We start from the raw sequence: 14,669 nt of genomic DNA, 5'->3' as shown, positions 1-14,669 counted from the left end.
TTTATGCATCTAATTATGCTCTAAACGAATATTTCAGTGCAATTAGATGGATTTTATGCATCTAAAATCAAGAATCCAGCCCATGATTGGCAATTTCCCTTCTTCTAACTACATGAAATACATTTAAATTTACTCTCCCTTCTATATCGCAAAAACTAACTACTTTAAATCCATTTAGTTAGGAAAAGAGCAATCAAAGCAATAAGAAACATATCATCAATATTGGCACACTTTGGTTGTTTGCAAACTTTCGATATAAATTCTTGTAAGGAAAAAAGCAGCCGGAAACCCCGCTGCCCTTTACGTTGATTCGGTGTATTCAATTTCAATTCCTTTTAATTAAGACGCTTGTTAGACCTAATCGATAATGACGCCGCCGATTAGCTCATTAATGTCTGCGATCCCGTACTGCACCATGTAGTCCACCATCTGCCGTAAAATATCGAGCATCGCCGTGGGCTGAACGAAGCTGGCGGTTCCTACCTGCACGGCGGAAGCGCCGGCAAGCATCATCTCTATCGCATCCTCCCCGGTCATCACTCCGCCGCAGCCGATGATAGGCAGACGAGTCACCTGCCGTACTTGATAAATCATCCGCACGATGATCGGCTTCACCGCCGGGCCTGACAGCCCGCCCATGACGTTGCCGATTTTGGGCTTGCGCGAATGAACATCGATAGACATGGCCAGGATCGTGTTAGCCACGTTCAGGCCGTCCGCTCCGCCTTGTTCGGCAGCCAGGGCAATGTCCTGAATGCTCGTTACGTTCGGCGTCAACTTGGCAATGACCGGCTTATCGGTCACCTGCTTCACCTGATGGATCAGCTTATAGGTAGATTCAGGATCCATGCCGAACGCATGACCGTCACCTTTTAAATTGGGACAGGAAATGTTCAATTCCAGCGCAGCCACTCCATCAACCCGACCAATTGTTTCCGCCATTTCGGCAAATTCGTCAAATGAATCGGCAGAGATGCTGGAAATCAACGGGACTTCATATTGACGATAATAAGGAAGGGTGTGCTGCAAATAATATTCAATGCCCTTGCTCTGAATTCCGATCGAGTTGATCATGCCCGCAGGAACCTCGCATACCCGGGGCGTCTTGTTCCCTTTTCTCGGATATTTCGTAATGCTCTTAGGCACGATCGCAGCAATCTCGTTGAAATCGATCACGCTGTCCATATCTTCCCCGAAAGCGCCGGAAGCAGGCATGATCGGATTTTTCAATTGCAGGCTGCCAATGTTGACCTGTAAATTCACGCTTTTTTTCGCTGTAATATTCATGTCAGCACCACCTGTTCCAGCGGAAATACCGGGCCTTCCTTACATACGCGAACGGTACGTACGGTATCGCCCGCTTGACGCAGATCGCATACGCAGGCAAAACAAACCCCCATAGCGCAGCCCATATTTTCCTCCAGCGCAATTTCTGCATAAATTCCTTTTGCCTCAGCCATATCCTGCAGGAGCTTAGCCAGCCGCTTCGATCCGCAGGTGTAAGCCGCCTGGATTTGATGCTCCTGCATCAAACGCTCTAAAAGCTGCCCTACATGCTCAACGCCGCTGTTGCCATCCTCCTCGGTAACCTTGTATACCTCGGTACCGCAGCTTTCCAAAGCTTCCGCTGCCAGCAGATCGTTGCGGGTTCTCGCGCTGATGATCGCCACGCTCTGTACGCCTTGTTCAGAGGCCTCCTGCGCTAATGCCGCGAGCGTCGCGATCCCGACTCCTCTGGCCAGCATCAGGATTTTGCCGGGGACACCGCTTTCACCGTTCTCTTTGGCAAAATTATTATTACCACTAGCAGGAGCTTTGGCAGCCTCCGTAGTCTTTAGTGTAAAGCCTTCGCCGAGCGGACCGAACACATCCACGCGCTCACCTGTCGTCAGCCCGGTAAGACGCTGGGTTCCAATCCCCTTGACCAAATAGAGAAACTCTAGCGTTCCCTCCTGCTTGTTAATCCGATATATGCTGAAAGGCCGACGCAGCAAGGGATAATATTCCTCCGCACAGCGAATATTGAAGAACTGACCCGGCTTGACGTCTTCCTGAAGCTCGGAGGCATCTACGACCATATGCCAATACCGCTGACTGACCTGCTGATTAGACAATATCTTTAGCTTGACCGCTTTCATGTGTTTTGCCTCCTCCCATATTCATCCCGGGCACAGTGCCCGATACAGGCTCGGCATACAGCAGCACCGCCTGCTCGAGCAAAGCCGCACCCTTCGCAACCTGATCCATCGAGCTGAACTCATCCTTATGATGGCTGAGCCCACCCTGCGACGGGACGAAAATAAGCCCTGTCGGGCATAATGCCGCCATATTCATGGCATCATGGCCTGCTCCGCTCATCATCGTCAAATATGAAATTCCCAGCTCATCGCATTGCTCAGATAGAGAGCGGACGAGCCGCTCATCCAGCAGGACGGGCTCTTCATTGCTCAATATACGTGTATCGATCGTTAGCCCCCGAGTTCGTTCCAATTGGCGAATCTTCTCGTTTATCCTATCCACAACCGTCTTTCTCGACTCGGCTATCGTGCCCCGAACATCGATTTTCAGGCTCACCCAGTCCGGCACAACATTCATAGCTCCCGGATGAACATCACAGACACCGGCAGTGGCTACGGTTCCATGTTCCCGTTCCGCCAAGGCCGCTCGTTCGACCTCAAGTATAATTTCGGCAGCGCCAATTAACGCATCATGGCGCATATTCATCGGCGTCGTCCCAGAATGGGACGCTTTACCTTGAATGGTCAGCTCCAGGCGAAAGGGTGCGGCAATTCCTACGGCGATCCCCACATCCAGCTTACGCCGTTCCAAGACCGGCCCCTGCTCGATATGAAGCTCGAAGAAGGCGGCCAGCTCGCCTCTGCTTCTGCGCGCTTCGGTAATTCGCTGCAGCTCCAGCCCTACCGAAGACAAAGCCGCCGAAAAAGAGATCCCTTCCTTGTCCTCCAACTGTACTAGCATGCTAGGATCTAGTAATCCGGACATCGCCTTACTGCCGATCGTAGATACGCCAAAACGCGCCGATTCCTCGCAAGCGAAGGAAATCACCTCAATAGGACGGCAAGTCGCGATTCCACGCTCATTCAAGCTTGCAACCAATTCCAGGCCGGCTATGACACCAAGCGTCCCATCAAATGGGCCTCCCTCGTAGACGGTATCCAAATGAGAGCCGCAGGCAACCGCAGATAATCCGATCTCGGTTCCTTCCCTCCGGGCAATCACGTTGCCGGCTGCATCAATCCGTACGGACATCCCTAGCTCTCTGCTCTTCCGAATAAAGTATTGGTTAGCTGCCCAATGCTCCTCGGAATAAGCCAGCCTCGTAATTCCGTGATCCGCGGATTCGCCAATATGATTCATTTCAATGAATAATGATTCCAAGCGAGCGATATTCATGTTCATTCACCTCGGGTGCCTACTTAAAATAAGACCCGCCCCTTCATTCCACCGACGGCTGACGCGGACGAAAGGGCGGGCATATGGTGCTCGTTGTTCCGTAGTTACATAATCATGTCTTGCGACTCATGCCAATGAAGTACTTTTTTCTCCAAATAACTCGACAGCAAATACAGAACCAGCCCGATGACACTCAGCAAAATAACCGCCGTCAAAATCATATTAATATCGAATGTTTCGTTCCCTAGAATAACCAAATATCCAAGGCCCGCCTTGGCCCCGATCATCTCTCCAATGACCGCGCCGGTGATAGCATACGTTGTGGATACCTTTAATCCCGACATAATCGACGGGAGAGAATACGGAATTTCAACCGACCAGAAGCGCTGCCAGCGGTTCGCCTTCAGAATGTGCAGCAGATCCTGCATATTATTCTCGACAGATCGAATCCCGATGATCGTGTTGACCATGATCGGAAAGAATACAACGAGAATGACGAGCGCGATTTTTGAGGTCGCCCCGAGCCCGAACCAGAGGACGAACAAGGGAGCGATCGAGATTTTTGGTGCAATCTGCGCAAGCACAATGTATGGTGTGAACAGACGCTCCAGCACAACGCTTTTCGCCAAAAAATAACCGAATACGAGTCCCATTGCGCTGCCGATAATGAAGCCGACGAAAATTTCATACAGCGTGGCTCCAATATGAACGCCGAATCCGTCCATCGTCAAATAGCCGATAAACTTGCCGAAGAATTCCAAAGGTGCAGGCAATATTTGTGGCGGAACCTTGAACGCCGTCACATAGATTTGCCACAGCAAAAGAAATATCAGCAGCGTACCTATGACCAAAATGCTTTTGCGTCCATATTTAGACAATGATATCCCCACCATTATTTCAGATTCGTGACTACAAGCTCATCCGCCTTAATATCCTTGCTGATGATTTCGAATTGTCTTTGCGTATCGATCGCGGATTGCCATCTGTCCATGTCGGCAGCCCCAAAGCCTTCCTTCTCCGTCAGTTCGCTTTGCCACAAGTAAGGAATGAAAACGTCGTTGAATATTTTTGCCGTAATCTCTTGCTTGCCTTCCGCGGTTGGTGCGTATTTCTTAATAGCCATATCCACGACGGCATTCACATCGCCGTTAATGATGTAATCCAGGGATTTGTTCAATGCTTTGTTGAAGCCGATGACCGTATCCTTGTCCGATTCCAAGAAGCTGTCGGAGGTAATTACTACGTTACCGAAAGACGGCAGAAATTCATCTGAACGGATTTCATCGACTTCGACCCCGCTGTTGCGAAGCTCAACGGTTCGCAGCATCGAGAAGGTGATGGCATCAACCTGATCATTAACGAGGGCATTGACGATGGCGCCAGTGCCGACGATTTTTGTGTTGACGTCTTTGGTACTCATTCCGTTCTTCTCAAGCATAACCTGCAACTGAATATAGTTCGGGCTGCCGAAGCTCGTAACAGCGATCGTCTTGCCCTTCAAATCCTGCGGACTGCTAATGCCTTTGTCTTTCTTGAAAATCGTCGCACCAAGGCCATGCTGATATGTCGTGTGAACGACTTTCACCGGAATATCTTGTGCTTTAGCCGTAATTACGGAATCCGCGTTCGGGAAACCGAACTGCACATTGCCTGCGGCCACGTTCTTCACGATGCTTGCAGCATCGGCGTAGACGAAGTCAACATCCAATCCCTCTTCTTTGAAAAAGCCTTGTTCCTTCGCCACATACATCGGGGCGTAATAAGGAACGGCAGCTCCGTCCATTTGCACTGTAACCTTCTTCAGTTCATTGGACTGTCCTTGCCCCTCCGAATCCGGGGCTGCGCCGTTATTGTTAGCCTTTGCGCCGCAGGCGGATAAAACGATTACGAGCATCAGAGATAAAAATGCGAACGTTGCTTTTCTCATAGTTTTACAACTCCTCTGTGGATTAATTTATCGATGGCATGCAAAGCAGCCCTGCATAATTTCATTTGGCTTTCCTCGTAATCGACGAGCCATTGGTTCGTGGCACGGTTGGCGTGGACGACGAGCAGCGTGCCCGCGTAAGCTCCCATGACCGAAGCCAGCGTCAGGAGCGTCTCCGACTCCATCTCCAGGTTCAAAACGCCCAGCGACTGCATCTCTTCGATGATGCCGCTTGAATAGTTGGAGCCCGTCAAGTCCCGGCCCTGCCCATGATAAAAGGAAGAGGTCGTCGCCCCGATCCCGAGATGGTAACGGTATCCTAATTCCTCGCACGCTTCAATCAGGGCCTGAACCACGTAATGATTAGCAACGGCAGGGTATTCAGGACGAGCGTAATGATGCGAAGTCCCGCCGATCCGAACGCTGCCCGTGTTGATAATCAAGTCGCCGCAATCGATTCCTTCTTGAATTGCCCCGGTGCCTCCGATGCGCAGCAAGCACTTCGCCTTTAGCTTCAGCAGCTCAAGCACGGCGATTTCCGTGGAGGAGCCGCCAATACCGGTTGAGCATACCGATACGGATTTTCCGTTATATTCACCGGTGCCAACCTTGAATTCCCGGTTCGAGCCGACGATTTCGTACTGGTCGAACAACTGTGAGATTAGTTCCACACGCCCCGGGTCTCCAGGTAATAGCACATAGGGCGCTACATCTCCTTCGGCAATACGAAGATGGGGGACTTTTGTTCCCTCATACATGGGGAAGTCTGCCTGAATGAATGTATGACCGTTGCTCATTTTTTTCCGTCACCTTCTCTTGTAGAAATCACGATTTACTCTCCAGCCGCTTCGATTCATGCCAGAACAAGAAGCGATTCTCAAGTACACCAATCAAGACATAAAATAGGATGCCCATAATGATCGTATAAATGATGCTGGCGAACAGCATCGGTGAATTATAGGTCGTACTGTTGTATACGAGCAGGTACCCGAGACCGCTTTCTCCCGAAATCCACTCGGCCACGATCGAAGCGATGACGGCTTGCACGACGCCTACCTTCAACCCGGCGAATATTTGCGGAAGCGAATGCGGCAGCTCTACTTGAATGATTTTCTGCCACCAGTTCAAGCCGGTAATTTGCATCAGGCATTTCAAGTTATAGTTAATACTCTTCAAACCAAACACCGCACCTACCATAACGGGGAAGAACACCATGGAGATGATGAGCACCAGCTTCGAGGTGAAACCGAGCCCGAACCAGATGACGAACAGCGGTGCTAGCGCGATTTTGGGCGCCGTCTGGGCAAGAAGAATAAACGGCATCAGCGCTTCCTCCAGCAGCTTGACCTTCCCGATAAGATAACCGATACCATATCCGAGGAGCGTTCCCAATATGAATCCGGCAAATACCTCGCCGGAAGTAATGAGGAAATGGTACAGAACATTCTGCTCCGCAAACATATCGATCAATGCCGTGCCCACATCGGACGGAAGCGGCAGCATAAAGGCAGGAACATCGAAGACGATGATGTAGGCGTACCACAGCAGCACTAAAACGATCATGGCTGCGGCGTATTCGCCGATAACTCTAATCTTGGACATCAGCCTAACACTTCCCTTAATTTTTTCACGTAATTGACGAATTCAATCGTTTCTTTGACTTCTACGCTTCGCGGGCGGGGCAGATCAATATCGATGATTTCATCGATTTTGCCAGGGCGAGGAGACATCACAATGACGCGATCCGATAAAAATACCGCTTCGGCAATGCTGTGCGTTACGAACAGAATAGTCTTCTTCGTTTCCGTCCAGATCCGGAGCAGCTCAATGCCCATCTTGTCCCGGGTCAAAGCATCCAGAGCGCCGAACGGCTCGTCCATCAGCAGGACGTCAGGGTTGTAGGAGAGCGCTCGAACGATCGAGACTCTTTGTCTCATCCCACCGGAGAGCTCGCGGGGATAGGCCTTCTCGAAGCCTTTCAATCCGGCCAGCTCAAGCAGCTTATCGAGATTGTCCAAGTGCTCTTTCGAGGTCATCTTTTTCACTTCCAGAGGAAACTTCGCATTCTCGTAGACGGTCTTCCACGGGAGCAGAGTAGCGTCCTGAAAGACGAATCCAATATGATCGGCAGAACTTTCCCAATGGATATGACCGGAAGAGGGCGTGTCCAAATTGGCCAGAATTCGCAGCAAGGTGGACTTGCCGCAGCCTGATGGGCCGATGATCGAGATGAACTCGCTTTCATCGACGTTCAGATTGATGTTCGTCAATGCTTGCACCTCGCGGCCTCGGCTTGCCTTATATATCTTATTTACCTCTTCGATGCGAATCGCGGTAGACATGTCGGATCACACTCCCTTTTGTGTCTTTTGCTTCATCAAACTTCAACTAAAGCCTATAAAGCCTAATTTTTTTATCTTTTTAGTATTTTATTATTTAAAATGCTTCATACACATGTCCCACCGGACAGATTTGCACCCTTCAAATTTGTCCACATGTACAATTTACTTTGGGATTATCGCTGCTAATGCTACCGCCTCAGCCACATTATTCACAACGCGTGCATCGAATGGCCTAGGAATTATATAATCCGCGGTCAATTCCTCATTGGAGACCAGTTCAGCAATGGCCCTAGCTGCGGCAATTTTCATCTCATCGGTAATCGCCGCTGCGCGTGCATTCAAGGCTCCTCGGAATATTCCTGGAAAAGCCAGCACATTATTTACCTGATTGGGGTAATCAGATCGTCCTGTGCATACGATGCCAGCCCCGGCGCGCCATGCCGCCTCCGGCATGATCTCCGGATCCGGGTTGGAAAGCGCGAAGATGATCGAGTTCGCCGCCATGGTGCGCACCATCGATTCTGATAAAATATTGGCCGCCGACACGCCGATGAATACATCGGCTCCCTGTATTACTTGTTCGAGGCTGCCATCTGCCCTTTCGATATTCGTTATTTCGGCGATTTCTTCCTTATAAGCGTTCATGCCCTGGGTTCTTCCCTTGTAGATTGCGCCTGTCCGATCCACGAGAATGATTTGTCGGAACCCAAACTTAACGAGCAGCTTCGTAATGGACAAGCCAGCTGCGCCTGCTCCGTTGACCACGATTCGAGTATCTGGTACATTCCGTCCGGTAAGCTTCACCGCATTTATTAATGCCGCCAGCGCAACAATCGCCGTACCGTGCTGATCATCATGGAAGACGGGAATGCCCATCTCCTTTTTGAGCCGATCCTCAATTTCAAAGCAGGCAGGGGCAGCAATATCCTCCAGATTAATGCCTCCAAAGGAAGGCTCTAGACGCTTGATCGTCTCGACAAGCTCGTCCGGCTCCGTACCGCGGATGCAGAGCGGTATGGCATCAATCCCCGCGAATTGCTTGAACAGGATCGCTTTTCCCTCCATAACCGGAATCGCCGCCTCCGGGCCAATAGGCCCGAGCCCTAATACAGCCGTTCCATTGGAGACGATGGCAATCATGTTCCCCTTTGCCGTATATTCATAGGCCGCTTTTGGATCACTCGCAATCTCCATGCAAGGCTCCGCGACTCCGGGGGAATAGGCCAAGCTTAAATCATCGGCATCCTTGACGGGCACCTTGGAGATCACTTCGAATTTGCCCCGGTGTTCCCGGTGAAGGGCCAGCGCCGCCAGCCGCTTATCGATCATCTGTTGCTTCGCGTTCATGTCCCACTCTCCATCCGATTATTGGTTCAGCTCTTCATAGACGATTTGCCCTCTTACCATCGTCATAACCGTCTTGCCTCTTAATCTCATTCCGTCAAACGGCGTATTTCGTGATTTCGAGCGGAAGCCCTTCGGATCAACGACCCATTCCTTATCAGGGTCGATCACCGTTATATCCGCTTCTCCTTCTGGGGCCAGCTTACCGGCCTGCAGCCCCATTACGGCGGCTGGCTGAACGGTTAGCTTGGCAATGGCTTCTGCCGCCGTGAGCTTCCCTTTATGGACAAGATTCGTAAAGGTTAGCCCAACCGCCGTCTCCAGCCCGACCATGCCGAACGGCGCCTGATCGAGCGGACGCGACTTCTCCTCAGCCGTATGCGGAGCGTGATCCGTCGCGATAACGTCCAACGTTCCGTCCTGCAGACCGCGAATGACGGCTTCGACATCGTGAGCCGTACGAAGCGGCGGGTTCACTTTGGCTAGCGTGCCGCAAATAAGCGCCTGTTCGTCCGTGATCGAGAAATGGTGCGGAGCACCTTCTGCCGTCACGCGAACGCCCCTCGCCTTCGCTTCACGAATGAGCTGCACCCCCCGGGCCGTAGATACATGCTGAATGTGCAGCCGGGCTCCTGTCTCTTCGGCAAACAATATGTCCCGGGCTATGATCAGTTCCTCGCCGATCGCCGGGATGCCCGGATCGCCGAGCCGCTCGCTAACCTTCCCACGATTCAATGCTCCGCGGTCGATAAGTCGGTGCTCCTCGCAATGGGAGCTGATCGGAATGCCGAGCTTTGCGGCCCGCTGAAACGCTTCATAAAGCAGATGCGGATCCATCACCGAACGGCCGTCATCCGTAAAAGTCACTGCTCCTGCTTCGCTTAGAGTTTCCAACTCTGTGAGCTTGCATCCTTCAATGCCATAGGTTATGGCAGCGGAAGAATATACCTTGACTATTCCCAGCTTGGCCCCGGTATCCAGCACATATCTTAAGGTGTCCACCGTATCGATTGCAGGCTTGGTATTCGGCATGCATACGACCGATGTAAAGCCGCCGGCAGCTGCAGACAACGAGCCCGTCTCAATCGTTTCTTTTTGCGGGAATCCCGGATCACGAAAATGAACATGAATATCAACCAATCCAGGAACAACCATCAGCCCGGTAGCATCGATGACCCGATCAGCCATTTGCTCAAGGTTATCGCCGATATAAATGACTCGCCCCTGGTCTACGAAAACATCCGTAACCCTTTCTAACTTTGTACTCGGATCTATCACCAGCCCATTCCGAAAAAGCGTTTTCATATATGGTTTTACTCCTTTGTTATCTATTAGGTACAAGCATCTTAACAAACAATCCTGAGCGGTCATATGTTCCTGTGGACAAAAAAAGGAACCGACAATTGTCGGTTCGGCTAAATGAGAACGTAATTCAACATAGATGCCTTTTCAGTTCTGTTTAAAGGATGGAATGAAGCTTCAGGCCGATATGCAGGAGCAGCCGCTCCTCGGCGTCATGGACGCTGCAGCCGGTTAACTGCTCTATTTTTTGCAGCCGGTATTTCATCGTGTTCACATGGACAAACAGCTTTGAGGCCGTTTCCGATAATACGCAGTTATGAGCAAAATACTCGTTTAAGCTCGTTACGAGATTTGAATTATTGCTTCGGTCGTAATCCACCAGCTTACCGATTGTTTCTGCATAAATCGCTTCCTTCTCCTCCTGATCCGCGAATGGGCTTAATATCCGGTATATTCCTAAATCCTCATAATGAATGCACCCGCTATCCCTCGAAATTGGCTTGCTTAATTTAATGGCTTTCATGGATTCCATGTAGCTTATATGAATGCCTTCGAGTCCAGGATGAAACCGACCTACGCCAATCACAAACTTGATATCCTCAAACTCCTGGGCCAGCTGCTGTATGAGCGAATCCGCGACGCTCCTGATCGTCTCCTCCTGACCATCGCTCAAACGAGGCCGCTTCGACTTAGGCTCGCCTTTCAGGATCTCGCGAGGAATTGGATACAGCACCACAAGCACGTCCCTCTGAATGCTCTCGATGATTTTATGAGCGTCAAAGCGAAAAATTTCTTTAATCTTCCTCAGAAGCTTGCGCTTCTCCTCCTGCAGGATGAGCGGATCCTGCTGCTCCACGTTCTCGCTCGCTTTTGGGGCGAAGGCGATGGAGAGCACTTGATAATTTTTACGAAGATCCCAGCCGAACAAGGCTGCCCTGGAAATAACCTCCTCCTTGTCCTTCAAATTTCCCAGCAACACTTCCGATAGGAAATCATCCTTGAACGTTTGCTCCACATCAGCCTTCGTAATGGCCTTCAAAAACTCTAATGCCAGCAGCAGCACCATCCGGTCGAGCACGATCAAATCGCGTTCCCGGAAATCCCGTGTCGTCTGCCAGCAAGTCACATCACCATACAAAGTGCCATTAAAGAGCAAAGGAGTCACGATGCAGGAGGTCTCCTGGTTATCGAGCAGCCGCTGCATACGAATTGACCGCTTGGCCGTCTTCAGTTCATTTTTCTGAGCCAGGGTGAGCGGAGCGACATTTCTCCCCTTGTGAAGACTATCCAGCGAAGGGATATCTGATCCCACAGTAATGGGGTTTTCCGTTATTTGCTGCACAGCTTCAACCAAAGGCTGAATTCCTTTCCCTCCCATCGCCAGCTCCGTAATCCACTGAAAAAAAGGCTCCAACGCCTCATTGTCCGCCTCGCGGCTTCTCAGCAGCAATTCCATCAGCGGCGTCATAATATCCAAATAAGATACTTCGCCTTCGATCTGGATAATGGGCAGCCGTAGCCGGTTTCCCGCTTCGATGATCGCTTCCGGAATCTCTGTCACATAGCGATGGGTTTTGATCGCCAAAGCGGAGCTGCCTACCTCATCCAACTGATCGACCAGGCGGCCGATCGCCTCTTCATCATCCTTGATGGCATACAAGCTTGTCAGCAAAAGATCATTGCCCTTCAGCCACTGGATGACATCCGGCACCTCCATAACCGTTATATAATCGATTGTCCGATCGAGTCCCTGCTCCCCAGCAACAACCTTACATTGCTGCAATCCTCCGATTTGCATTGCTTTCCTTACGCTAACACCCATTTATTCGCCCTCTTCATGTGATCTTGTTGTTCGATATTCAGCTTAAACGAACAGCTTTGTTCATATTATATCAAATCCTTGTTTGTACATACCTTTCAGCCTATTGAGCTCGCAGTAATGACTGTTTGTTTTTGTTTATTTATTTTCTAATATATGATATATTTAAGGTGTTTAGAAACATTATCTCTCATTAAATAATAGAAGAAACGTGAGCGTGTTCATATGCTAAGAGAAGAACGATTAAGAGAAATAGAGGATATTCTGAAAAGCAACGGAATGGTTGAAGTCGCGAAGCTTTCCCGCCTGTTCAATGTCACTGAAATGACGATCCGCCGAGATCTGGATGACTTGGTGCAGCGGAAAATTGCCGTTCGTTCTCACGGCGGAGCCATGCTTCCTCCGGATAATGTGTTATCGGAACGCTCCTATGAAATGCGCATCATGGTCAATCGTAAGGAGAAAGAAGCTATCGCAAGGGAAGCTCTGGCACTGATCAACGAAGGGGATCGCGTCTTTTTTGACTCGAGCACAACGGTCTATTGCCTGGCTCAATTGATCTCCAATACGCAAAATTTGTTAGTCGTTACCGACACGCTTTCTACCGCGAACGAATTAATATCTCGTTCCCGCGTAAAAGTCGTTTGTCTCGGTGGTGAGCTGCAGAAGGAAACCGGCTCTTGTGCGGGGCCATTTGCCGAGCAGATGATCGAGTGCATGAATTTTAATACTGCATTTATAGGGCTGCCCCGCATTTCTATGAATGGGGTGCTATCCACGTCCAGCATAAGCGGCCTGCGAATTAAGCAGGCCGCCATCCAACGCTCCAAGAAGGTCGTTATCCTGATCGATAGCAGCAAACTGGGCGATCCTGAGTTTTTGGAGGTCGGCCACTTGTCCGAAATAGATACCGTGATCACCGACTCCAACATCGACCCCAGCTTTGTAACTTACTGCAAGAGCATCAACGTGAACGTCATCATTGCCAAGGTTAATGAGTAAAAACTTCCAAGGCTAGCTTGGATAAAAAATAAGGGATTCGCAGCCAAAAGCAGCAGCGGGAGCAATGATCTCCGGCTGCTGCTTAGTGTATTAAAGCGATCTTCTAATCTGGTCGGCGGCATCCTTCAAGGCGTTCTCCACCGTATCCTGCCCGTAGAAAGCCTTCTGTACCGCTTCGGCCCAAATATCGAGGAAGCGGGTAATCTCAGGATGCGCCGGTAGTCGTAAGCCAGCTACTTTGGACATTTCCTGAACGACGGACAGATATTGTCCTTCGTTCTCGCCCCAGCCTTTCACCATCGCCGCAACCTCTGGGTCCTCCCAAGCCGAGGTACGTACCGGGTTCATGTTGCCGGACAGATGGGTCTTGATCATCACCTCGCGGGAGGTTGTCCACTGCATGAATTTCCAGGCAGCGTCCTTCTGCTTGGACGACGAATTCATCCCCATCGACCATACCCAGATCGAGGCGCTGCGGGAGCCGCCCGGCCCTTCTGGAGTCAAGGCGTAGCCTACATCGTCGGAGACTTGTGATTGCTCCTTGTTTTCATAGGTAGAAGCAAAGCCGTCAGCCTCATTGAGCGAGAACAGATACTGACCGGAAGCAAAGCCCTGCAAGGCCTCATACCAGGTGAACAGTCCGGCTCCTTCCGGGGAGCCCTCCTTAATCATTTTCACGAACAGCTCCGTAGCTTCAATGCTCTCCGGGGAGTCGATAGCGACTTCGCCATTGTCATCAATCATCTTCACGCCGTAAGTTTGGAGCATCGTGCCCAGCGTCAAGTAAGTCAAATCCCAGTATTTATCGAAGCGGGTTACAATCGGATAAATCTTCTGTCCGTTCTCATCCGTCATATTGGTCTTTGAAAGCTCCGTAACCATTTTGCCGAGATCCTCATAAGTCTTCGGTACTTCCAAGTTGTATTTCTTCAGGATGCTGGGACGGTAAGCCAAATTATAGCTTTCGTAGTTGATCGGCAGCGCATACAGCTTGCCTTCGCCAACCCCTTTAAGAGGTTCTCCTGTCCAACGGCCCGAGTTGACAATACCCGGCACGAAATCATCGAAATCCCAGGATTCCGGTGTCTTTGCCGTATCCGCGATATACTCATCCAAGGGCTCGATCCATCCGCCGGAAATATACTGCCAGTTGTTGATCGGCGAAGTCATAAAGACATCATAGATACCGGTATTGGAAGAGAGGTCAGCTAGCAATTTTTCAAAAGCCGGGCCTTCCGCCAGCACCTCATATTTCACCTTAATCCCCGTTTCCTTCTCAAACTCAGGGATGAGCGGTTTAAGTGCATCCACAAAAGTATGGGAGACTAGAAGCAAGTTGATTTCTTCGCCGGAGGTTTTTCCCCCACCGTTTCCACCATTCGAAGTTTCATTGCTCGGGTTTTTCTGCGCACAGCCAATGAGGGATGTAAACATTAGTATTGCAACAGCTAGAAGACTAATCTGCTTTTTCATTGCTTGCTACACCTCTTTCCACAATTGGTTCTTTTCTTGTTTTTTA

At 50.3% G+C, this 14,669-nt stretch carries 13 protein-coding genes; 1 reads left to right on the top strand and 12 read right to left on the bottom strand.

Annotation, left to right across the window (positions count from 1 at the left end; genetic code table 11):
• Positions 1–357 precede the first annotated feature (357 nt).
• The 11 genes from ACE3MQ_RS26135 to ACE3MQ_RS26085 form a co-directional block, all read right to left on the bottom strand.
• Positions 358–1,287 (bottom strand): dihydroorotate dehydrogenase, encoded by a 930-nt coding sequence (locus ACE3MQ_RS26135; RefSeq protein ID WP_379398347.1) that lies wholly within the window; start codon positions 1,285–1,287, stop codon positions 358–360.
• On the bottom strand, positions 1,284–2,138 hold the full coding sequence (locus ACE3MQ_RS26130; RefSeq protein ID WP_379398345.1) for a dihydroorotate dehydrogenase electron transfer subunit: 855 nt from the start codon (positions 2,136–2,138) through the stop codon (positions 1,284–1,286). Before ACE3MQ_RS26130 ends, ACE3MQ_RS26135 begins: the two co-directional genes overlap by 4 nt.
• Positions 2,107–3,414 (bottom strand): Zn-dependent hydrolase, encoded by a 1,308-nt coding sequence (locus ACE3MQ_RS26125; protein ID WP_379398343.1) that lies wholly within the window; start codon positions 3,412–3,414, stop codon positions 2,107–2,109. Before ACE3MQ_RS26125 ends, ACE3MQ_RS26130 begins: the two co-directional genes overlap by 32 nt.
• A gap of 104 nt (positions 3,415–3,518) precedes the next feature.
• Complete coding sequence (locus tag ACE3MQ_RS26120) at positions 3,519–4,292, bottom strand: ABC transporter permease (RefSeq protein ID WP_379398341.1); 774 nt, start codon at positions 4,290–4,292, stop codon at positions 3,519–3,521.
• Positions 4,293–4,306: 14 nt separating this feature from the next.
• The gene (locus ACE3MQ_RS26115) at positions 4,307–5,341 is read right to left on the bottom strand and encodes an ABC transporter substrate-binding protein (RefSeq protein ID WP_379398339.1); all 1,035 of its coding nucleotides are present in this window, start codon (positions 5,339–5,341) and stop codon (positions 4,307–4,309) included.
• Entirely contained in the window at positions 5,338–6,138 is an 801-nt protein-coding gene (locus tag ACE3MQ_RS26110) for a nucleoside phosphorylase (RefSeq protein WP_379398337.1), read from the bottom strand. The genes ACE3MQ_RS26115 and ACE3MQ_RS26110 overlap by 4 nt, the downstream gene beginning before the upstream one ends.
• 28 nt (positions 6,139–6,166) lie before the next feature.
• A complete protein-coding gene (locus ACE3MQ_RS26105; protein ID WP_379398335.1) occupies positions 6,167–6,943 on the bottom strand; it encodes an ABC transporter permease in 777 nt (258 codons plus the stop codon).
• Positions 6,943–7,683, bottom strand: coding sequence for an ABC transporter ATP-binding protein (locus ACE3MQ_RS26100; protein WP_379398333.1), 741 nt, complete (start codon positions 7,681–7,683; stop codon positions 6,943–6,945). The genes ACE3MQ_RS26105 and ACE3MQ_RS26100 overlap by 1 nt, the downstream gene beginning before the upstream one ends.
• A gap of 162 nt (positions 7,684–7,845) precedes the next feature.
• Entirely contained in the window at positions 7,846–9,030 is a 1,185-nt protein-coding gene (locus ACE3MQ_RS26095) for an NAD(P)-dependent malic enzyme (RefSeq protein ID WP_379398331.1), read from the bottom strand.
• A gap of 18 nt (positions 9,031–9,048) precedes the next feature.
• Entirely contained in the window at positions 9,049–10,332 is a 1,284-nt protein-coding gene (locus ACE3MQ_RS26090; RefSeq protein WP_379398329.1) for a dihydroorotase, read from the bottom strand.
• 154 nt (positions 10,333–10,486) lie between these two features.
• Positions 10,487–12,151: a PucR family transcriptional regulator gene (locus tag ACE3MQ_RS26085; RefSeq protein ID WP_379398327.1), complete on the bottom strand. Its 1,665-nt coding sequence runs from the start codon at positions 12,149–12,151 to the stop codon at positions 10,487–10,489.
• 222 nt (positions 12,152–12,373) lie between these two features.
• Here ACE3MQ_RS26085 and ACE3MQ_RS26080 point away from each other — a divergent pair, with 222 nt between their 5' ends.
• On the top strand, positions 12,374–13,150 hold the full coding sequence (locus tag ACE3MQ_RS26080; RefSeq protein WP_379398325.1) for a DeoR/GlpR family DNA-binding transcription regulator: 777 nt from the start codon (positions 12,374–12,376) through the stop codon (positions 13,148–13,150).
• A 90-nt stretch (positions 13,151–13,240) separates the two neighbouring features.
• On the opposite strand, the gene ACE3MQ_RS26075 is transcribed toward ACE3MQ_RS26080, so the two are convergent.
• Positions 13,241–14,623, bottom strand: coding sequence for an ABC transporter substrate-binding protein (locus ACE3MQ_RS26075; RefSeq protein ID WP_379398323.1), 1,383 nt, complete (start codon positions 14,621–14,623; stop codon positions 13,241–13,243).
• Between the last annotated feature and the right edge of the window lie 46 nt (positions 14,624–14,669).

The sequence above is a fragment of the Paenibacillus lentus genome (assembly GCF_042714055.1).
Lineage (GTDB): Bacteria > Bacillota > Bacilli > Paenibacillales > Paenibacillaceae > Fontibacillus > Fontibacillus lentus_A.
This window is presented reverse-complemented; position numbering and strand designations above follow the sequence as displayed.